The sequence below is a fragment of the Nocardia amamiensis genome (assembly GCF_015477605.1).
GTDB classification, from domain to species: Bacteria; Actinomycetota; Actinomycetes; order Mycobacteriales; family Mycobacteriaceae; genus Nocardia; species Nocardia amamiensis_A.
This window is the reverse complement of the sequence record NZ_JADLQX010000011.1, coordinates 198688-216057: the sequence shown is the minus strand read 5'-3', so window position 1 is coordinate 216057 and position 17370 is coordinate 198688. Positions and strand designations below refer to the sequence as shown.

The 17370-nt window shown below is 69.0% G+C and carries 21 protein-coding genes and 1 pseudogene; 15 read left to right on the top strand and 7 right to left on the bottom strand.

What is annotated here, in order from left to right:
• Nucleotides 1-86 precede the first annotated feature (86 nt).
• Both IU459_RS17050 and pncA read right to left on the bottom strand, forming a co-directional pair.
• On the bottom strand, nt 87-2132 hold the full coding sequence (locus IU459_RS17050) for an ATP-dependent DNA helicase (RefSeq protein ID WP_195130515.1): 2046 nt from the start codon (nt 2130-2132) through the stop codon (nt 87-89).
• A gap of 57 nt (nt 2133-2189) precedes the next feature.
• Nucleotides 2190-2756, bottom strand: coding sequence for a pyrazinamidase PncA (gene pncA, locus IU459_RS17045; protein WP_195130514.1), 567 nt, complete (start codon nt 2754-2756; stop codon nt 2190-2192).
• A 181-nt stretch (nt 2757-2937) separates the two neighbouring features.
• Between pncA and IU459_RS17040 the strand changes: the two genes are divergently transcribed.
• Nucleotides 2938-3129: a hypothetical protein gene (locus IU459_RS17040; protein WP_195130513.1), complete on the top strand. Its 192-nt coding sequence runs from the start codon at nt 2938-2940 to the stop codon at nt 3127-3129.
• A 2-nt stretch (nt 3130-3131) separates the two neighbouring features.
• Here the strand turns inward: IU459_RS17040 and IU459_RS17035 are convergent, their stop codons facing one another.
• Nucleotides 3132-4442 carry a nicotinate phosphoribosyltransferase gene (locus tag IU459_RS17035; RefSeq protein WP_195130512.1) on the bottom strand — a complete coding sequence of 437 codons (1311 nt, stop codon included), beginning with the start codon at nt 4440-4442 and terminating at the stop codon, nt 3132-3134.
• A gap of 122 nt (nt 4443-4564) precedes the next feature.
• On the opposite strand from IU459_RS17035, the gene clpS reads away from it, so the two are divergent.
• The 10 genes from clpS (at nt 4565) to rdgB (ending at nt 12013) form a co-directional block, all read left to right on the top strand.
• Nucleotides 4565-4915: an ATP-dependent Clp protease adapter ClpS gene (gene clpS / locus IU459_RS17030; RefSeq protein WP_157129003.1), complete on the top strand. Its 351-nt coding sequence runs from the start codon at nt 4565-4567 to the stop codon at nt 4913-4915.
• Nucleotides 4916-4936: 21 nt separating this feature from the next.
• Entirely contained in the window at nt 4937-5506 is a 570-nt protein-coding gene (gene aosR, locus IU459_RS17025) for an oxidative stress transcriptional regulator AosR (protein WP_195130511.1), read from the top strand.
• A gap of 53 nt (nt 5507-5559) precedes the next feature.
• On the top strand, nt 5560-6624 hold the full coding sequence (locus IU459_RS17020; protein ID WP_195130510.1) for a P1 family peptidase: 1065 nt from the start codon (nt 5560-5562) through the stop codon (nt 6622-6624).
• Between the two features lie 346 nt (nt 6625-6970).
• A complete protein-coding gene (locus IU459_RS17015; protein ID WP_195130509.1) occupies nt 6971-7390 on the top strand; it encodes a Mov34/MPN/PAD-1 family protein in 420 nt (139 codons plus the stop codon).
• 33 nt (nt 7391-7423) lie between these two features.
• A complete protein-coding gene (locus IU459_RS17010; protein WP_195130508.1) occupies nt 7424-7696 on the top strand; it encodes a MoaD/ThiS family protein in 273 nt (90 codons plus the stop codon).
• Between the two features lie 8 nt (nt 7697-7704).
• Nucleotides 7705-8667 (top strand): PLP-dependent cysteine synthase family protein, encoded by a 963-nt coding sequence (locus IU459_RS17005; protein WP_195130507.1) that lies wholly within the window; start codon nt 7705-7707, stop codon nt 8665-8667.
• 65 nt (nt 8668-8732) lie between these two features.
• On the top strand, nt 8733-9455 hold the full coding sequence (locus tag IU459_RS17000; protein WP_195130506.1) for a rhomboid family intramembrane serine protease: 723 nt from the start codon (nt 8733-8735) through the stop codon (nt 9453-9455).
• A gap of 69 nt (nt 9456-9524) precedes the next feature.
• Nucleotides 9525-10289, top strand: a complete 765-nt coding sequence (locus IU459_RS16995; protein WP_195130505.1) for a cyclic nucleotide-degrading phosphodiesterase — start codon at nt 9525-9527, stop codon at nt 10287-10289.
• 345 nt (nt 10290-10634) lie between these two features.
• Nucleotides 10635-11405 (top strand): ribonuclease PH, encoded by a 771-nt coding sequence (gene rph / locus IU459_RS16990; RefSeq protein WP_195130504.1) that lies wholly within the window; start codon nt 10635-10637, stop codon nt 11403-11405.
• On the top strand, nt 11405-12013 hold the full coding sequence (gene rdgB, locus IU459_RS16985) for an RdgB/HAM1 family non-canonical purine NTP pyrophosphatase (RefSeq protein ID WP_195130503.1): 609 nt from the start codon (nt 11405-11407) through the stop codon (nt 12011-12013). The genes rph and rdgB overlap by 1 nt, the downstream gene beginning before the upstream one ends.
• A 6-nt stretch (nt 12014-12019) precedes the next feature.
• Here rdgB and IU459_RS16980 read toward each other — a convergent pair whose 3' ends face one another.
• From IU459_RS16980 to IU459_RS16970, 3 genes are all read right to left on the bottom strand, one after another.
• Nucleotides 12020-12385, bottom strand: a complete 366-nt coding sequence (locus tag IU459_RS16980) for a DUF3817 domain-containing protein (protein WP_195130502.1) — start codon at nt 12383-12385, stop codon at nt 12020-12022.
• Nucleotides 12382-12834, bottom strand: a complete 453-nt coding sequence (locus tag IU459_RS16975; protein ID WP_195130501.1) for a transcriptional regulator — start codon at nt 12832-12834, stop codon at nt 12382-12384. Before IU459_RS16975 ends, IU459_RS16980 begins: the two co-directional genes overlap by 4 nt.
• Before the next feature lie 216 nt (nt 12835-13050).
• The gene (locus IU459_RS16970) at nt 13051-13926 is read right to left on the bottom strand and encodes an oxidoreductase (RefSeq protein ID WP_195130500.1); all 876 of its coding nucleotides are present in this window, start codon (nt 13924-13926) and stop codon (nt 13051-13053) included.
• Between the two features lie 236 nt (nt 13927-14162).
• Between IU459_RS16970 and IU459_RS16965 the strand changes: the two genes are divergently transcribed.
• Nucleotides 14163-14804 carry a TetR/AcrR family transcriptional regulator gene (locus IU459_RS16965; protein WP_324198902.1) on the top strand — a complete coding sequence of 214 codons (642 nt, stop codon included), beginning with the start codon at nt 14163-14165 and terminating at the stop codon, nt 14802-14804.
• Here IU459_RS16965 and IU459_RS16960 read toward each other — a convergent pair.
• Complete coding sequence (locus IU459_RS16960; RefSeq protein ID WP_195130498.1) at nt 14801-15442, bottom strand: TetR family transcriptional regulator; 642 nt, start codon at nt 15440-15442, stop codon at nt 14801-14803. The two genes, IU459_RS16965 and IU459_RS16960, sit on opposite strands and share 4 nt — an antisense overlap.
• Nucleotides 15443-15543: 101 nt before the next feature.
• On the opposite strand from IU459_RS16960, the gene IU459_RS16955 reads away from it, so the two are divergent.
• From IU459_RS16955 to IU459_RS16945, 3 genes and pseudogenes are all read left to right on the top strand, one after another.
• Nucleotides 15544-15834, top strand: coding sequence for a hypothetical protein (locus IU459_RS16955; protein WP_195130497.1), 291 nt, complete (start codon nt 15544-15546; stop codon nt 15832-15834).
• Nucleotides 15835-15911: 77 nt separating this feature from the next.
• A complete protein-coding gene (locus tag IU459_RS16950; protein ID WP_195130496.1) occupies nt 15912-16868 on the top strand; it encodes a sigma-70 family RNA polymerase sigma factor in 957 nt (318 codons plus the stop codon).
• 55 nt (nt 16869-16923) lie between these two features.
• Nucleotides 16924-17268: pseudogene (locus tag IU459_RS16945) on the top strand (MFS transporter); the annotation flags it as partial.
• Nucleotides 17269-17370 lie beyond the last annotated feature (102 nt).

Sequence of the window (17370 nt, the reverse complement as noted above, 5' to 3'; positions counted from 1 at the left end):
GTTCGGTGTGGGAATTGGGGGTCACCGAAGTACCGCACACCAATCTACTTCCGTCTGGAAATATAGACCGGTGGGTGTGCGCGGTATCACACCGCCGCTGCGGCGAGTCGTCCCAGCGCTTTGACCACGACGTCGGGGTCGGCGGTCTCCCAATACGGCGGCAGCGAAGCGCGCAGATATCCGCCGTAGCGAGCGGTGGCGAGGCGGGAATCCAGGATGGCCACCACACCGCGATCCTCGACGCTGCGCAGCAGGCGCCCGGTGCCCTGCGCCAGCAGAAGCGCGGCATGGTTGGCGGCCACCGTCATGAATCCGTTTCCGCCGCGCGCCTCCACCGCACGCTGCCTCGCGGTGAGCAGCGGGTCGTCCGGGCGTGGGAACGGGATGCGGTCCAGGATCACCAGGCTCAGCGAAGGTCCCGGCACGTCGACACCCTGCCACAGTGACAGTGTGCCGAACAGCGAGGTCTCCGGGTCGTCGGCGAACTTGCGGACCAGCGCCCCCGTGGCATCCTCGCCCTGGCACAGGATCGGTGTCGGCAACCGGTCGCGCAACGCGTCGGTGGCCGCGCGCGCCGCGCGCATCGAGGAGAACAGCCCGAGGGTGCGTCCGCCCGCCGCGGTGATCAGCCGCTCGATCTCGTCCAGGTACGCGGGCGCCAAGCCGTCGCGTCCCGGTGCGGGCAGGTGCTTGGCGACGTAGAGGATGCCGGACTTGGCGTGGTCGAACGGAGAGCCGACATCGAGCGAGTTCCAGCGGACGGTCTCGGCGTCCGACGGCGCCTCCGCGCCGTTCGCGGTGGCCGGGTCGACGCGGTTGCCCGACTGCGCGGGCAGGCCCCAGGTGATCGCGAGCCCGTCGAACGAGCCGCCGATCTGCAACGTGGCGGAGGTCAGCACGACGGTGGCGGTGCCGAAGAGCCTGCTGCGCAACAAACCGCCGACCGAGAGCGGGGCCATGCGCAACGAGCGGCGTACGACGCCGCGGACCTCGTCGGCCGCCAACCATATGACGTCGCGCCGGGCCGCCGGATCGGGCTCCTCGAACGCGGTCAGCGCGCGCACCGCGCTGTCGTGCACCTCATCGATGGCGGCCAGCGCCAGATTGCGGGCCGCGGCGCCCTCCGGATCGCCCTGGGCGGTGGTGGCGCCCGGCGGCGCGAGGGCGGTGCGCGCGTTCCAGGCCGCGTCCCGGATCAGGGCCAGTACCGGGGCGACGCCGTCGGGGAGGGTGTCCCAGCGCGCGGCGGGCAGCTCGTCGAGCACGGTGTGCCAGGCATCGGCGGCGCCCTCGAGGCGGTCCACCTCCTGCTCGTCGATGAGTTTGGCGCAGCGCCGCGCCGCGGCGCTGATCGCGGAAGGGGCGAGCTCGGCGGTGGCCACGCCGGTGACCCGGTCGACCAGTTCGTGCGCCTCATCGATGACCACCACGTCGTGCTCGGGCAGCACCTGGATGCCGCTGATCGCATTGATCGCGAGCAGTGCGTGATTGGTCACCACCACGTCGGCCTGCGCCGATTCCGTCCTGGCGCGCTCGGCGAAGCAATCCTGGCCGAACGGGCAGCGCGACTTGCCCAGGCACTCCCGCGACGACACGCTGACCTTCCGCCAGGCGCGGTCGCTCACCCCGGGGGCGAGTTCGTCGCGATCTCCGGTCTCGGTGTCGGAGGCCCAGTCGTTGAGCCGCTGCACCTCGCGGCCGAGGCGGGAGATCGCGAACGCGTCGAACAGCTCCGCCTCGGCGGGCTCGTCCGGGATGGCGCTGTTGATCTTGTTCAAGCACAGATAGTTGTTGCGTCCCTTGAGAATCGCGAACCTCGGCGTCCGGCCCAGTGGCCCGCGCAACGCCTCGGCCAGCCGTGGCAGGTCCCGGTCGACCAGCTGGCGCTGCAGCGCGATCGTCGCCGTGGAGACCACCACGGTGCGACCGGTGCGCACCGCGTGGCGCAGGCTCGGCACCAGATACGCCAGCGACTTGCCGGTACCCGTGCCCGCCTGCACCGCGAGGTGCTCCTTGGTATCGATCGCGTGATCGACCGCCGCGGCCATCGTCACCTGCCCGGCGCGTTCCTTCCCGCCGAGCGCCTGCACGGCGGTGGCCAAAAGGTCGGAAACGGGCGGAAGTTCGGACACGCGAGCAGCCTACTCGGTGCCTCCGACAGGCCGGCCCGGTCAGCGAGACCGGACGGTCTACCGGCTGATGCTGCCTTCGAGATCCACGCCGGCCCCGCGCATGCGGTCCAGCGCGGCGGTCACGGTGTCGGGTGCGACCCCGGCGGTGAGATCGAGCAGGACGCGGGTGTCGAAACCCTCGATGCGCGCGTCCAGCGCGGTGGCGCGCACGCAGTGATCGGTGGCGATGCCGACCACGTCGACGGCGTCCACGCCGCGGTCGTGCAGCCAGTCGGCCAGTCCGGTGCCGTCCTCGGTGCTGCCCTCGAAACCGGAGTAGGCCGCGGTGTAGGCGCCCTTGGAGAAGATCTGGTGGATCGGGCCGATGGTCAGGGCGGGGTGGAAGTCGGCGCCTGGCGTGCCGACCCGGCAGTGCGGCGGCCAGCTGTCCACGTAGTCGGGCTCGTCGGAGAAGTGCGCGCCGGGATCGATGTGGTAGTCGCGGGTCGCGACCACCACGCTGTAGTTCGCCGCCGCGAGATGCTCGCTGATCCGGGCGGCCACCGCGGCGCCGCCGGTGACCGCGAGCGATCCGCCCTCGCAGAAATCGTTCTGGACGTCGACGATGATCAGTGCTCGGGTCACGGTGACCTCCCGCGGTGTGACTGGTGACCTATCGAGATTCTGCCGCTAGGTCGGACGACCGGTTCACCCGACGCGCGGGAAAATTCCGGTGGACGCGATGTAAACGCCGCCACTGCGCGCGGTGATTACCGGATGTCCGTTTCTTCCGCCCGGTCCGCCGGGTCCCAGCATGGAGACCGTTATGCGTCACGCAAGGCTGTTCGTCAGCGTAACCATCGCCACTGCCGTCTATCTCACGCTGTCGTTCGTCCTCGGCGACCGGCCCGGCGAGCCATCGGCGTGGGTGCGCTTCGCGCTCATGGGCGCGGTATTCGCGCTGCTGTTCGGTGTCGGCCTGCTGCTGGTGCGCCGTGTCGCCGAGCGCAGGCGCTGACCTCAGACGAAGGTGGTCACGATCGCCGGTTCGCCCGAGGACAACTTGAGGCCCTCCCAAGGCAGGCTGATCAGCCCGCGGGCGACCAGGTCGCGGCTGTCGGACAGTGCAGGCAGGTCCTCGACCTGCGCACCTCCGCGGACGAGCGGGACGAGCAGCTCACGGGCTCGGAAGCCGTTCGACGGCGGCACCGGTCCGGCCGCCGGGTAGACGATCTCCTCGACGATCGTGCCGGTGTCGCGGGCCAACCGGATCGCCTTCTTCGTGCCGCCGCGCGATTGTTTGTGACTGCTGCGTTTGGCCACCGGCAACCCGTCCACTTCGACGAGCTTGTAGACCATTCCCGCTGTCGGCGCGCCCGATCCGGTGACCAGCGCCGTGCCGACGCCGTAGACGTCGACCGGTTCGGCGCGCAGCGCGGCGATGGCGTACTCGTCGAGATCACCGGAGACCACGATGCGGGTCTTGGTGGCGCCGAGTGCGTCGAGCTGGTCGCGCACCTGGCGGGCCAGCACGCCGAGGTCGCCGGAGTCGATCCGGACCCCGCCCAGTTCGGTGCCTGCCACCTCGATGGCGGTCGCCACACCCTTGGTGATGTCGAAGGTGTCCACCAGCAGCGTCGTCCCGATCCCGAGCGTCCGCACCTGGCTGCGGAACGCTTCGGCCTCGTGTGCCCCGTCGGGGCCGCTGTGCAGCAGGACGAACGCGTGCGCGCTGGTGCCCGCGCCCGGAATACCGTAGCGGCGCACCGCCTCCAGATTGGAGGTGGCGTCGAAACCGGCCAGATACGCGGCGCGGGAACTGTCGGGTGCGGCGTGTTCGTGGGCGCGCCGCGAGCCCATCTCGATCATCCGGCGCCCACCGGCGGCGCTCACCATGCGCGCTGCCGCCGACGCGATCGCGCTGTCGTGGTTGAGAATCGACAGGACCAGCGTCTCCAGCACCACGCATTCGGCGAAGCTGCCGCGTACCGAGAGGATCGGGGAGCCGGGGAAATAGAGTTCTCCTTCGGCGTAGCCGTCGATGTCGCCGGTGAATCGATAGTCGCGCAGCCAGTCGAGGGTTTGCCGATCCGAGAACGGCGCGGCCACGGCGAGTTCCGCGTCATCGAAGCGGAAACGCCGCAGTGCCTCGAGCAACCTGCCCGTGCCACCGACCACGCCGTAGCGACGACCATTGGGCAAACGTCTGGCGAACACCTCGAAGGTGCACTGCCGCCGTGCCGAACCGTCGGCGAGCGCCGCGGCGAGCATGGTCAGTTCGTACTGGTCGGTCAGCAGCGCCGTGCTCGCGGCGCCGTCACGCAGGTCCACGCAGTCACTGTAGACACGACGGCCGGGCCGCAGCCGCGGGCATCGTCCCGGTGAACCGGGGAAAGCGCGAATCGGGGCTGCGTGGGCTTGTTTATCGGGAGTCGAGTCGTACCCTTGACGTTATGGCCTTGTGCAACATAGTCCGGGGTGACGTCGTCATGGGCGCCGCGAACGCGACAGTTTCGGCGGCACAGGCGACGCCAGAGGCGGTCGAATACACCGAGATCCTGGAGGCGGAGGACCGCCCGTGGGTGACCGTGGTCTGGGACGATCCGGTCAATCTCATGCATTACGTCACCTACATCTTCCAGAAGCTGTTCGGCTACAGCAAAGCGAAGGCGACCGAGCTGATGTTGAAGGTCCACAACGAGGGCAAGGCGGTGGTCTCGTCCGGTTCCCGGGACAAGATGGAACATGATGTCCAGCGGCTACACGCCGCGGGCCTCTGGGCCACCATGCAACGGGACGACTGACCAGGACGCTACCCTGACGCCGTGCGTAAGTGGAGCAGGAAGAACTCGCTGAGCGGTCTCAAACTGCGTTCCGAAATGGACGCACGCGAGGCCAATGTGCTTCGGTCACTGGTGGGCGCGGTCTCCGGGCTGCTCACCGAACGTGCCGCGTCCGCCCCCGATGACGATCTGGCCGCGCTGACCGGATTACGATCCGGCAACACCGCCCCGCCCGACGACCCGCGGCTGCGCAGGCTTCTCCCGGACTTCCACCGCAACGAGCCCGGCTCGCCGGATGCCGAGCGTGCCGACCTCAACAGTGCGCTGCGCGGCCTGCACGAGCCGGACATCATCGATGCCAAGCTGGCCGCGGGCTCGGTGGTGCTGGATACCGTGCCGAGCGCGGGCGGCAAGATCGTGATCACCCCCGAGCAGGCCGACGCGTGGCTGACCGCGCTCACCGACGTGCGCCTCGCGCTCGGCACGGTGCTGAACATCGACGCCGACACGCCCGACCATCTCGAGCCCGAAGATCCGCGCGCTCCGCACCTGGACGTGTACCACTGGCTGACCTGGATGCAGGACTCACTGCTGCAAGCGCTGGCTCCCTGACCGGCTCCGGTGCGAAGATCGGCGCGGTCGACCAGCCGCCGTGAGGAGTAGAGATGGTGAAAGCCGAGCCAGGGGAGAACAGTTCGCTCACCGATGTCCCCGGAGTGCTGGTCGGTCATCACCACGTCCTCGATCCCGACGCCGCACTGGGCGCCGGGGCGGCCACCGGGTGCACGGTCGTCCGCGTGCCGGGCGGCGCGGTGGCGTCGGTCGACGTGCGCGGCGGCGGCCCTGGCACCCGCGAGACCGACCTGCTCGATCCGATGAACACCGTCCGCCAGGTCGACGCGATCCTGTTGACCGGTGGCAGCGCCTACGGTCTCGCCGCGGCCGACGGCGTGATGCGCTGGCTGGAGGAGAACGGCGCGGGCATCGTGATGGATCCGACCGACCCGAACCGGGTGGTGCCGATCGTCCCCGGCGCGGTGATCTTCGATCTTCCGGTCGGGGCATGGGATATTCGGCCGACGGCCGAGTTCGGCTATCAGGCGGCGAAGGCAGCGGCGGTCGATTTCGCCCGCGGGTCGGTCGGTGCGGGGGTCGGCGCTCGCGCGGGATCGATCAAAGGCGGGGTGGGGACCGCGAGCGTCGTCCTGAGCGAAGGCGCCGCCGCGGGGATCACCGTCGCCGCGTTGATCGTGGCCAATCCCGTTGGGTCGGTGTTCGATCCGCGCACCGGGTTGCCGTGGGGGTGCGGCACCGACGGACCCGAGTACTTCGGCCTGCGCGCGCCGACCGCCGAGCAGCTGGCCGCGGCCAATGCGCTGCCGGTGAAGGGCACGGTGCTCAACACCACGATCGGAGTCGTGGCGACGGACGCCCCGCTCGATCCCTCCGGATGCAGGCGGGTGGCGGTCACCGCGCACGACGGCCTGGCCAGGGCGATCCGTCCCGCGCATTCACCGCTCGACGGGGACACGATATTCGCGCTCGCCACCGGGACTGCCGAGGAGAGCCCCGACCTTCCGCTGCCGCCCGCCTTTCCGGCCGATCTACTTGTCCTCGACGAGATCTGCACGGCGGCCGCGGTATGCGTCGAACGCGCCGTCGTCGACGCGATCCGCTCGGCGCACGCGGTCGCGGGCATCCCGGCCTACCACGACGTATTTGGTGTTTGATGGTCACGCCTGGCGGGCCTTCGCGTCCTGATGGCCGCCGCGTCCGCGACACAGCCGCCAGCGGCATCACCCCGGTCGCTGCCACCGCCAGCCAGCGAGCATTCAAGTCCTGCGGCCACCACCGCACGCGACCACTGGCCCCACTCCTGCTTTCGAGCGCAGCGAGACCAAGCATTGCCCGTTCGCGGCCCCGCTCGGACGCGAGCCCCAAATGGGCCGCGAACACGCAGCGCCGCAGGCGCTGCGAGACAAACACAGGACCGCCCGATATGTCCGTGGGAATAGCCGAATATCCTGGCTCGTTGTCGACTGCGATGGGTCGGCGTTGCGGAAAGGTGTGCGACTCGTGCTGGTGATCAGGGCCGACCTCGTGGAGGCGATGGTGGCGCACGCGCGCGCCGATCACCCCGATGAGGCCTGCGGTGTCATCGCGGGGCCGGAGGGCTCGGATCGACCGGAGCGCTTCATCGCCATGGTCAACGCCGAGCGCTCGCCGACTTTCTACCGCTTCGACTCCGGCGAGCAATTGAAGATCTGGCGGGAGATGGACGAGGCGGACGAGACGCCGGTGGTGATCTACCACTCGCATACCGCCACCGAGGCCTACCCGAGCCGGACCGACGTGTCGTATGCCTCCGAGCCGTTCGCGCACTACGTGCTGATCTCCACCCGTGATCCCGAGCAGCACGAGCTGCGCAGCTACCGGATCGTCGACGGCGAGGTCACCGAGGAGCCGGTGCGGATCGTCGACGCGTATGAGACCTAGACCGATGCCTGTTCCGGAAAACGAGGAGTACCCATGCCGGTAACCGTGTCCATCCCGACCATCATGCGCGGCCTCACCGGAGGTGAGAAGCGGGTGCAGGCCGAGGGCGCCACATTGGCCGCGCTGATCGACGACCTCGAGGCCAACCACCCCGGTGTCGCCGAGCGCCTGCTCAAGGACGGCAAGCTCAACCGCTACGTCAACATCTATGTCGACGACGAGGACGTGCGTTTCGCCGGTGGTCTCGCGGCCGAGGTGCCCGAGGACGCGAGCGTGACCATCCTGCCCGCCGTCGCCGGAGGCTGACCCGTCCCGTGGCGCGTTACGAATCGCTGATCTCGACCCTGGGGAACACCCCGCTGGTCGGGCTGCGCACCCTGTCCCTGCAATGGGACGGCGAGAACCACGTGCGGTTGTGGGCCAAGCTGGAGGACCGCAACCCCACCGGCTCGATCAAGGATCGGCCTGCGCTGCGCATGATCGAACAGGCCGAGGCCGACGGGCTGCTGCGCCCCGGATGCACCATCCTGGAACCCACCAGCGGCAACACCGGCATCTCCCTGGCCATGGCCGCCAAGCTCAAGGGCTACCGGCTGATCTGCGTGATGCCGGAGAACACCTCGGTCGAGCGTCGGCAGCTGCTCACCATGTTCGGCGCACAGATCATCGATTCCCCCGCGGCGGGCGGCTCCAATCAGGCCGTCGCGCTGGCCAAGCAGATCGCGGCGGAGAACCCCGACTGGGTGATGCTCTACCAGTACGGCAATCCGGCGAACGCGTTGGCGCACTACGAGACCACCGGCCCGGAGATCCTGGCCGACCTGCCGGAGATCACGCATTTCGTCGCGGGTCTCGGCACCACGGGCACGCTGATGGGCACCGGCCGGTTCCTGCGCGAGAAGGTGCCCGGCATCGAGATCGTCGCCGCCGAGCCGCGTTACGGCGAGCTGGTCTACGGTCTGCGCAACATCGATGAGGGATTCATCCCCGAGCTGTACGACGAAAGCGTGCTGACCACACGTTTCTCGGTCGGTCCCTATGACGCGGTCAAACGCACGCGCGAATTGGTGCTGGAAGAAGGCATCTTCGCCGGGATCTCCACCGGCGCCATCCTGCACGCGGCGCTCGGCGTCGCCCGCAAGGCGGTGCAGGCGGGCACGCGGGCGGACATCGCGTTCGTTGTCGCCGACGGCGGGTGGAAGTATCTGTCCACCGGCGCCTACGACGGCACCCTCGAGGAGGCGGAAGAGCGGCTCGACGGCCAGCTCTGGGCCTGATTCCCAGCACGCGCCGGTACCCTCGGTGAGGCGGGGCCACGACCCCGCGCGGCGAGGAGGTGGCCATGACCGGCGCGGGACTCGGGCCGTCGTTCGACCCTGATCGGATCGCGGCGATGCGTGCGCGGTTGGGGAAGCCCATCGGCGTGCCGGGGCCGTCGCCCGCGCCGAGCGGGGGATTCACCGTCATCAAGCGACTGTGGTTGCGTTCCGGGATGCTGATCCTCGGATTCCTGGGTCTGCTCTACGGTGTCGAAACAGTCGACACCGCGCTCGGCGGTCGGCTCGACTACGCGGGCATCGAGCCGCGCGAGGCCGACGGGCTGTCCGGCATCCTGTTCGCCCCGGTGCTGCACAGTGGCTGGGGTCATCTGATCGGCAACACGTTCCCGGTGCTGGTGCTCGGCTTTCTGGTGCTGCTGGCCGGCATCGGCCGCGGATTGGCCGCGACCGTGATCATCTGGCTCGTCGCGGGGGTCGGCACCTGGCTCACCGGAGCGACTGGCAGCGTGCACATCGGGGCCTCCGGGCTGGTGTTCGGCTGGCTGACATTCGTCATCTCGCGCGGCTGGTTCGCCCGCAATATCGGACAGATCGCGCTCGGTCTCGTGGTGCTTGCCCTGTACGGCTCGCTGCTGTGGGGCGTCCTGCCGGGACAGCCGGGAATCTCTTGGCAGGGGCATCTTTTCGGGGCGTTGGGTGGACTGTTCGCTGGCTGGGTACTCTCTGGTGATGAACGTCGACACCGCCGCGGGGATCGAGCCGGAGTCAACGCGTCGCCGCGGTGAGCGCGCGGCCCGTCGCGAAATGAGGGGGACACTTTCGTGAGCCAGAATTCCGCGTGGCAGCATGGGGGAATGCGCCTTACCGTCCTCGGGTGTTCGGGCAGCGTGGCCGGCCCGGACTCTCCTGCGTCGGGCTACCTGCTGACCGGCCCGGATATGCCGCCGACGGTCATCGATTTCGGCCCGGGAGTGCTCGGCGCGTTGCAGCGCTACGCCGACCCGGGCGAGGTCGACATCTTCCTGACGCATCTGCACGCGGACCACTGCCTGGATTTGCCGGGCCTGCTGGTGTGGCGGCGTTACCACCCCACGCCGCCGGAGGGGAAGGCGATCGTGCGCGGTCCCTCGGATACGTCGCTGCGTATCGGCAACGCTTCCGCCGAGGTCGGGGGCGAATGCGACGACTGGTCCGACGTGATCGACATGCAGCCGTGGGCCGAGGGACAGCCGGTCGAATTCGGGCCGGGCCACACCGTCACGGCGCGCCGGATGTATCACCCGCCGGAGTCCTATGGCCTGCGGATCGAGACCGCGAGTGGCCGCACGTTCGTCTACACCGGCGACACCGCGCTGTGCCCGCAGGTCCACGAACTCGCGCAGGGCGCCGACGTCCTGATGGCCGAGGCGTCCTGGACGCACGACCCGGCCAATCGCCCGCCCGGCATACATCTTTCGGGCACCGAGGCGGGCCAGATCGCCGCCGAGGCCGGAGTGAAGGAACTGCTGCTCACCCACATCCCCCCGTGGACCTCCCGCGAGGACGTGATCGCCGAGGCGAAGGCACAGTTCTCCGGCCCGGTACACGCGGTGGCGCCGGGCGAGACTTTCGATCTCTGATCTGGTTCGATCCCCACCGGCCGCGAAGCGCGTGCCATTAGGGGCCGTTGGCGACCTGGGGCATGCCCTGAGCTCTGTGGCAAGTCGGATCGCCGTGCGATCGCATGCGCGCAGCCGATGCTTCCGCAGCGGAGTCGCCAGCGGCGATCATGGGACACGGCGAGTACTTGGGGGGTCGGGATCATCCGGGTCGCGCGGTGGCTTCCTCGGGCAACCACACTGGCCCCGCTTCCGTTTCCGAGCGAAGCGAGACCGAGCATCGCCCGTTCGCGGCCCGAGCCATAAGGGGGCCGCGAACACGCGGTGCCGCAGGCACCGCAAATTAGACACAGTAGGCTGTGGCCCGTGTCGAGACGAGCCGATGGCAGGGCGGACGATGAGCTCCGCGAGGTCCGGATCACCCGTGGATTCACTACGCATCCAGCCGGTTCCGTGCTGGTGGAATTCGGGCAGACGCGGGTTATGTGCACCGCGAGTGTCACCGAGGGCGTGCCCATGTGGCGCCGCGACTCCGGGCTGGGCTGGCTCACCGCCGAATACGCGATGCTGCCCGCCGCGACGCACACCCGCAGCGGCCGCGAATCGGTGAAGGGCAAGATCGGCGGGCGGACCCAGGAGATCAGCCGGCTGGTCGGCCGCTCGCTGCGCGCCTGCATCGACCTCGCCGCCATCGGTGAGAACACCATCGCGATCGACTGCGACGTGCTCCAGGCCGACGGCGGCACCAGAACGGCCGCCATCACCGGCGCCTACGTGGCGCTGGCCGATGCGGTGACCTACCTCGGCGCGGCCGGCGCCTTGGCCGACCCGCAGCCGATCTCCTGCGCGATCGCCGCGGTGAGCGTCGGCGTGGTCGACGGCCGGGTGCGCGTGGACCTGCCGTACGAAGAGGATTCCCGCGCCGAGGTCGACATGAACGTGGTCGCCACCGACACCGGCACCCTGGTGGAGATCCAGGGCACCGGCGAGGGCGCCACCTTCCCGCGCTCCACGCTGGACAAGCTGCTCGACTCCGCGCTCGCGGCCTGCGAGCAGTTGTTCGTCGTGCAGAAAGAAGCGCTGGCGCTGCCGTACCCCGGCGTGCTCCCGGAGCAGGCCGAGCCGAAGAAGAAGTGATGACCAGCCGTCTGCTGGTCGCCAGCCGCAATGCCAAGAAGCTGAACGAGCTGCGCCGCATCCTCGACGAGGCGGGCGTCGCCGGAATCGAGATCGTCGGGCTGGACGACGTTCCCCCGTACGACGAAGCTCCCGAGACCGGCGCGACGTTCGAGGAGAACGCGCTGGCCAAGGCGCGCGACGGTGCCGCCGCCACCGGTATAGCCTGTGTCGCCGACGATTCCGGCCTCGAGGTCGACGCGTTGAACGGAATGCCCGGCGTGCTGTCGGCGCGATGGTCGGGCGGGCACGGGGACGACGCCGCCAACAACGCGCTGCTGCTGGCGCAGCTCGCCGACGTCCCGGACGAGCGGCGCGGCGCGCGGTTCGTGTCCGCCTGCGCGCTGGTGGTGCCGGGCGGCGCGCAGACCGTGGTGCGCGGCGAATGGCCGGGCTCGATCGGGCGCAAGCCGGTCGGCGACGGCGGTTTCGGCTACGACCCGCTGTTCATCCCCGCGGGCGGCGACATCACCGCGGCGCAACTGACGCCCGCCCAGAAGGACGCGGTCTCCCATCGTGGGCGGGCGCTGTCTCGGTTGGTGCCCGCGCTGGCCGCGCTGGCCGGCTGAAGCGGGTCAGACCCCGAAGTCCTGCTTGACCTGCTTCGCATTGACGTGCTCGACGAAGAACGACAGCAGCGGGATGGTGCCGGCGAGCAGGGTGCCGACGGTGCGCGGGACCGGCCAGCGCACCTTGACCGCGAGATCGGCCGTGACCAGCAGGTAGACGAAGTACACCCAGCCGTGCACGACGGCGATCCAGCTCGGGGGATGCATGCCGAAGCCGTACTTGGCGATCATCTCACCGGTGAGCAGCAGCAGCCAGAGACCGGTGATCCAGGCCAGCGTGCGGTAGCGCAGCAGCGCCGGGGCGATCTTGGCGGCCTTCGCCGCCGACCCGGGGGCGACGGCGGTCTCGGTGGAATTCTCGCTGGTGGTCAACCGGCGCTCCTCTCGCGGGTGTGCAGGCGGACCTGCGCATCGATGTCGTTGGCGTGCAGCTCGGCGAGGTACCGGTTGTACTCGGCGAGCACCGGGTCCTCGTCCCGGACGGCCTTCGGGCGCTCGGGCAGCAGGCCCGCCGGGATCTCCTTGGGCGCAACCGATTTCGCGGCGCGTCCGGATGCGGCGGCGGCGCGGCCCGGGTCGGCGGGTTCGTCCTCTTCCTCGGCCTCGCGCTCGAGCCGGACGAACCGGAAGTAGGCGAAGACGGCGAACGCCGCGAACAGCGGCCACTGCAGCGCGTACCCGAGATTCTGGCCGGTGCCACTCGCGGACTCGTACCGCTCCCATTGCCACCAGGCCAGCGCCAGGCAGCCCAGCGCGGCGACGATCACCAGCGTGATGAGGGCCGGACGATTGTGTGCCGAGCGGCGAGGTGAGGCGGACACGGCCTCTACGGTACCCGTTCTACTACGCAGGCCGTAGAGCTGGGTTTGTTCGCGGTGCCTGCGGCACCGCGAACGGGTAATGCTCGATCTCGCTGCGCTCGAAAGCGGAGTGGGGCCTCTGCGGTTGCGTCGCGTGGTACGCACCGCACCGGGTGTCTGCCGTGGACTGGTGGCTGACGACGCAGTCGACCAGTGACGCTCAGAACGAGGGATCGCTCAGAAGGGGTAGATGACGCCGGTCAGTCGCTCGGATTCCGTCCACAGCCGCTGCCACAGGTCTTTGTTCTTCGACAGGCCGGTGGACGAGGAGGCGCGCACCGGGCCCTGCGTGCCGAAGAGCCAGGTCGGGCCCCAGTACACCGTGGGGTCGGCGTCGGGCATGGTCGCCGCGAACAGCGTCGAGTGGGCCGCCTTGGCGGGGGAGTGCCCGATCAGGCGGATGAAGGGCTTGGCGATGTGGTCGAGCGGCGTCTCGGTGTGCGCGAAGAGGTCGGTGGCCGAGACACCGGGGTGCACGGCGTAGGAGCGTTTGGCGGACCCGGACTCCGTCAGCCTGCGTTGCAGTTCCCGCGCGAACATCAGGTTGCACAGTTTGGACTGCGCGTACGCGAGATTGCGCTGGTAACGGCGCTTTTTGTAGTCGAGGTCGTCGATCCGGAGCTTCGGGGTCTGCTTGTGCGCGATGCTGGACAGCGTCACCACACGGTCGGTGATCCGGTCCAGCAGCAGGCCGGTGAGCGCGAAGTGCCCGAGGTGGTTGACTCCCCACTGGGTTTCGAAACCGTCCTTGGTCCGGGAGAACGGCAGGTTCATCAGCCCCGCGTTGTTGATCAGCACGTCGAATTCGCCGCTGTCGTGAGCGAATTTGCGCACCGAGGCCAGGTCGGCAAGGTCGAGTTCGGCCACCCGGACATCGCCGTCGATGCGGTCGGCCACCTCCTTTGCCTTGGCCGTGTTGCGGCAGGCCATGATCACGGTCGCGCCTTTGGCCGCGAGGACTTCGGTGGTCACGGCGCCGAGACCGCCGTTCGCGCCGGTGATGACAAAGGTGCGTCCCGTCTGGGCCGGGATCTCAGCAGGTTTCCACGCCATGGGCCAACCTTACTTTGGAGTAAGTTTCTGGGGAAGGTGTGTGCGGCATTCGTCCCGATTGTCTCAGACGCGGGTGCCGGTTTCCGTGGATAGCCGCCGCGACACGGGCATTTGCGTGGCCGCCGAGCCGTCGATCGGCTGCCCCGTCACGGTTCCGGATGCCCGCCGCCATGGCTGCACACCGGGTGCCCGCACAGACCGGTCGTGGTCGCTGTGATTTCGCTACCGTGGAAGGTGTGACGGCCACAGTGGGCAGGCAATACGGTGGGCGCGCCGTCGTCGAGCGGAAGGCCGAGCGGCGTCAGCGGTTCCTCGAGGCGGCGACGCGGATCTTCGCCGAGCGCGGCTACGCGGACTGCTCGCTGGCCGACGTGTGCGCCGCCGCGGGTCTGTCCAAGCGGCAGTTCTACGAGGAGTTCCACACCAGGGAGGACGTCCTGGTGGCGGCCTACGACCGGATTCAGGACGAGGCCGCGGGCGCCGTGCTGGCGCGGATGCGGCAACTCGACCCCCGATTCGATCTGAACGCCGCGATGACCGCCGTGGTCACCGCTTACCTCGAATCGATCGGCTCCGACCCCTATCGCGCCAAGCTCGCCTTCATCGAAGTGGTCGGGGTGAGCGACCGGATGGAGCGGCATCGTCGCGCGCGGCGCCACGCCTGGGCGTCCGTGCTGGAGTCCCACGTCGTGCCGGTGGTCGCGCCCGGTTCCCGGGTACGCGGGGCACCCGGATGGGCCGCGAGCGCTCTCATCGGCGCGATCAACGGGCTTGCGCACGAGTGGGTGCTCGCGGACCCGCGCCCGGCCGTCGCCGAACTGGTCGATCTGCTCGTCCCGATCGCGATGTCACTGCTGGAGCGGCCGGAACCGAGCTAATCGCCGCGGACTGCGTAATCGCCGATCGCCTGTTCCAGTGTGTCGAACGCGGTGGCGATGTATTCGATGAGGGCGGTGGCGATGTCGTCGTTGGATTGCCCGTCGAGAGTGCGGCGCAAGGTTTCGTCGAACAGCACGCGGTGCACTCCGCCCAGTAGCGCGGCCGCCACGCGGGGCGTGATATCGGTTGCGGCGGAGCCGGTTTCGTCGGCCAAGGTAGTGGCGAGCGCCTGTTCGCGCTCGTCGTGGAACTCGCGTAACCGGGCCACCAGCGCCGGACTGCCGGTGATCATGCGGGCGAATTCGGGTCCGGAGAAGCCGATCACCGGATCGTGCCGCGCCGCCGCGTCCAGATAGACCCGACGCAGCGCCGCGACCGCGGACTCGCCGGGTTCGCGCTCCCGCACCGCACGCGCGAGCTGGTCGACGAACACGTCGTGCAGGTCGAGGGCGAGGTCCTCTTTGCGAGGGAAGTAGTTGGTCACCGTCATCTTGGCGACCTGTGCCGCCGCGGCGACGTCGGCGATCGTCACGTTGTCGAAGCCGTGCTCGAGGAACAGCAGGGTCGCCTGGTGGGAGATGTTCTCCCTGGTCTGCTGCTTCTTCCTGGCGCGAAGCCCGAGGTCTGCTGAGGTCATGCCGCCACGATATCTGATATCGACACAAAAATCTTCTTGACATAATTTTAGGTGCAGCATAAGTTTGTGGTCGTCACTAGAACGAAGGAGTGCCAGCGCGAATGAACCACGGACTTGTCGAAGCAACCTCGGCTCGCATCAGTTCCACCATCGACCGAAAGGGATCGGCCACCATGCCCGATAAGACCAGTGCTCACGCCGTCATCGAGACCGCGGTTCGCCTGCTCGGTACCAAAGGGGACGGCGCCACCTCCGCGATCGCCGCGGCGCACCCGGCCCACTCCTTCCCGAGTGCCTCGCGCCGAGAATTGAAGGGAACCAAGCCGATTCGCCCCGCAACGGCCTATCGCGCCAAGCCGCAGCGACCTCTGTGGATTCCCGGGCGCGGCTGACCACCGCTCCCGACCCGCCGTTCGGCGGCGTGCTCCGAGCGCCGCCGAACGGTCCACCCCCGCAGGAAGGACGTTCCGTGACCCAGTTGTGCACCCATCCGACCCGTTTCACGGGATCCGTCAGCGAGGACCCGATCAAGGACTACTTACGGCTCATCGGCCGCACCACGCTGCTCACCGCCGCGCAGGAGTTCGAGCTCGGTGAACGGATCGAGGCCGGCGAGTGCGCCGCTCGCCGCCTCGGAAACTCCGGCGAGGCAGCGGGACTCGACGCGCGGGAGCGCCGGGAATTGCGTCGCCGGATCTCGGACGGTCAACGGGCCAAGAACCGTATGATCGAAGCCAATCTGCGCCTGGTCGTCTCGATCGCCAAGCGGTATCCCACGCCGGCGGGCATGTCGCTGCTGGATCTGGTCCAGGAAGGGACACTCGGGATGATGCGTGCGGTGGAGAAGTTCGACCACCGGCGCGGACTGAAGTTCTCCACCTACGCGACCTGGTGGATCAAGCAGTCGATCGGACGCGCGCTGGCCGATCAGGGCCGCACCATCCGCATCCCGGTGCATGTCGTCGACGTGCTCAACCGGGTGAATCGTGCGCAGCGCGCCCTTGCCCAACGCTCGGCCCGCCCTGCCACGGTGACGGAACTCGCCGCGGAGCTGGAGCTGTCCGAGGAGAAGGTGCGCGAACTGCTCGACCTCGGCCGCGAACCGCTGTCGCTGCAGACTCCGGTCGGGGAGGATGCCACCGAATTCGGCGAGCTCATCGCCGATACCGCGCCCGATCCGTCCGACGCGGTGGCCGAGACCGCCCTGCGCGGCCAGCTCGACAAAGTGCTCGGCTCGCTGACCGTACGCGAGGCCGAGGTGATCGCATTGCGCTTCGGCTTGCGCGACGGAGAACCGCGAACCCTGGACGAGGTCGGCAAGACCTACGGATTCTCCCGCGAGCGGGCTCGCCAGATCGAGGCCAAGGGCATGGCGAAGCTGCGGCAGCCCGGGCGGGCCAAGGCGCTCGAAGGCCTGCTCGGCTGATTCGCTGCCGTGTCGCTGGAATGTCCCCTCGGCGGCAACGTCCCATACTGGGCTAATGACCGGTGCGGTTGCTGTCGCCGATGACCCGGCTGCCCCGATGAGCAGGGCCAGGACCGACATCGTGTTCGCCACGATCGTGCTCGGCATGCTGATGGCCGCCTTGGACCAGACCATCGTCGCCACGGCGCTGCCCACCATCGCCGCCGGCGGACTGATGGTCACCTCGATGGCGCTGATCGCCGACATCATTCCGCTGCGGCAGCGCGGCAAGTACCAGGGCGCGCTGGGTGCGGTTTTCGGCGTGACCACGGTGATCGGCCCGACACTGGGCGGTCTGTTCACCGACAATGCCAGCTGGCGGTGGTGCTTCTACGTCAACGTGCCGGTCGCGGTGCTCATGCGGCGCCGGAATCGGTGAGCCGCAACCTGACCGAAGTACTGGAACGCCGCCGACCCCACCGACCGCGCTGCTGGATCAGGCACTGACGAACATCGCCACCAA

Bases quoted from the DNA above. Each gene is read 5' to 3' on its own strand.
- IU459_RS17040 (WP_195130513.1), top strand. From the start codon at position 2,938: ATGCGTCACGCAAGGCTGTTCGTCAGCGTAACCATCGCCACTGCCGTC.
- clpS (WP_157129003.1), top strand. From the start codon at position 4,565: ATGGCCTTGTGCAACATAGTCCGGGGTGACGTCGTCATGGGCGCCGCG.
- IU459_RS17020 (WP_195130510.1), top strand. From the start codon at position 5,560: ATGGTGAAAGCCGAGCCAGGGGAGAACAGTTCGCTCACCGATGTCCCC.
- IU459_RS17010 (WP_195130508.1), top strand. From the start codon at position 7,424: ATGCCGGTAACCGTGTCCATCCCGACCATCATGCGCGGCCTCACCGGA.
- IU459_RS17000 (WP_195130506.1), top strand. From the start codon at position 8,733: ATGACCGGCGCGGGACTCGGGCCGTCGTTCGACCCTGATCGGATCGCG.
- IU459_RS16995 (WP_195130505.1), top strand. From the start codon at position 9,525: ATGCGCCTTACCGTCCTCGGGTGTTCGGGCAGCGTGGCCGGCCCGGAC.
- rdgB (WP_195130503.1), top strand. From the start codon at position 11,405: ATGACCAGCCGTCTGCTGGTCGCCAGCCGCAATGCCAAGAAGCTGAAC.
- IU459_RS16970 (WP_195130500.1), bottom strand. From the start codon at position 13,926: ATGGCGTGGAAACCTGCTGAGATCCCGGCCCAGACGGGACGCACCTTT.
- IU459_RS16960 (WP_195130498.1), bottom strand. From the start codon at position 15,442: ATGACCTCAGCAGACCTCGGGCTTCGCGCCAGGAAGAAGCAGCAGACC.
- IU459_RS16955 (WP_195130497.1), top strand. From the start codon at position 15,544: ATGAACCACGGACTTGTCGAAGCAACCTCGGCTCGCATCAGTTCCACC.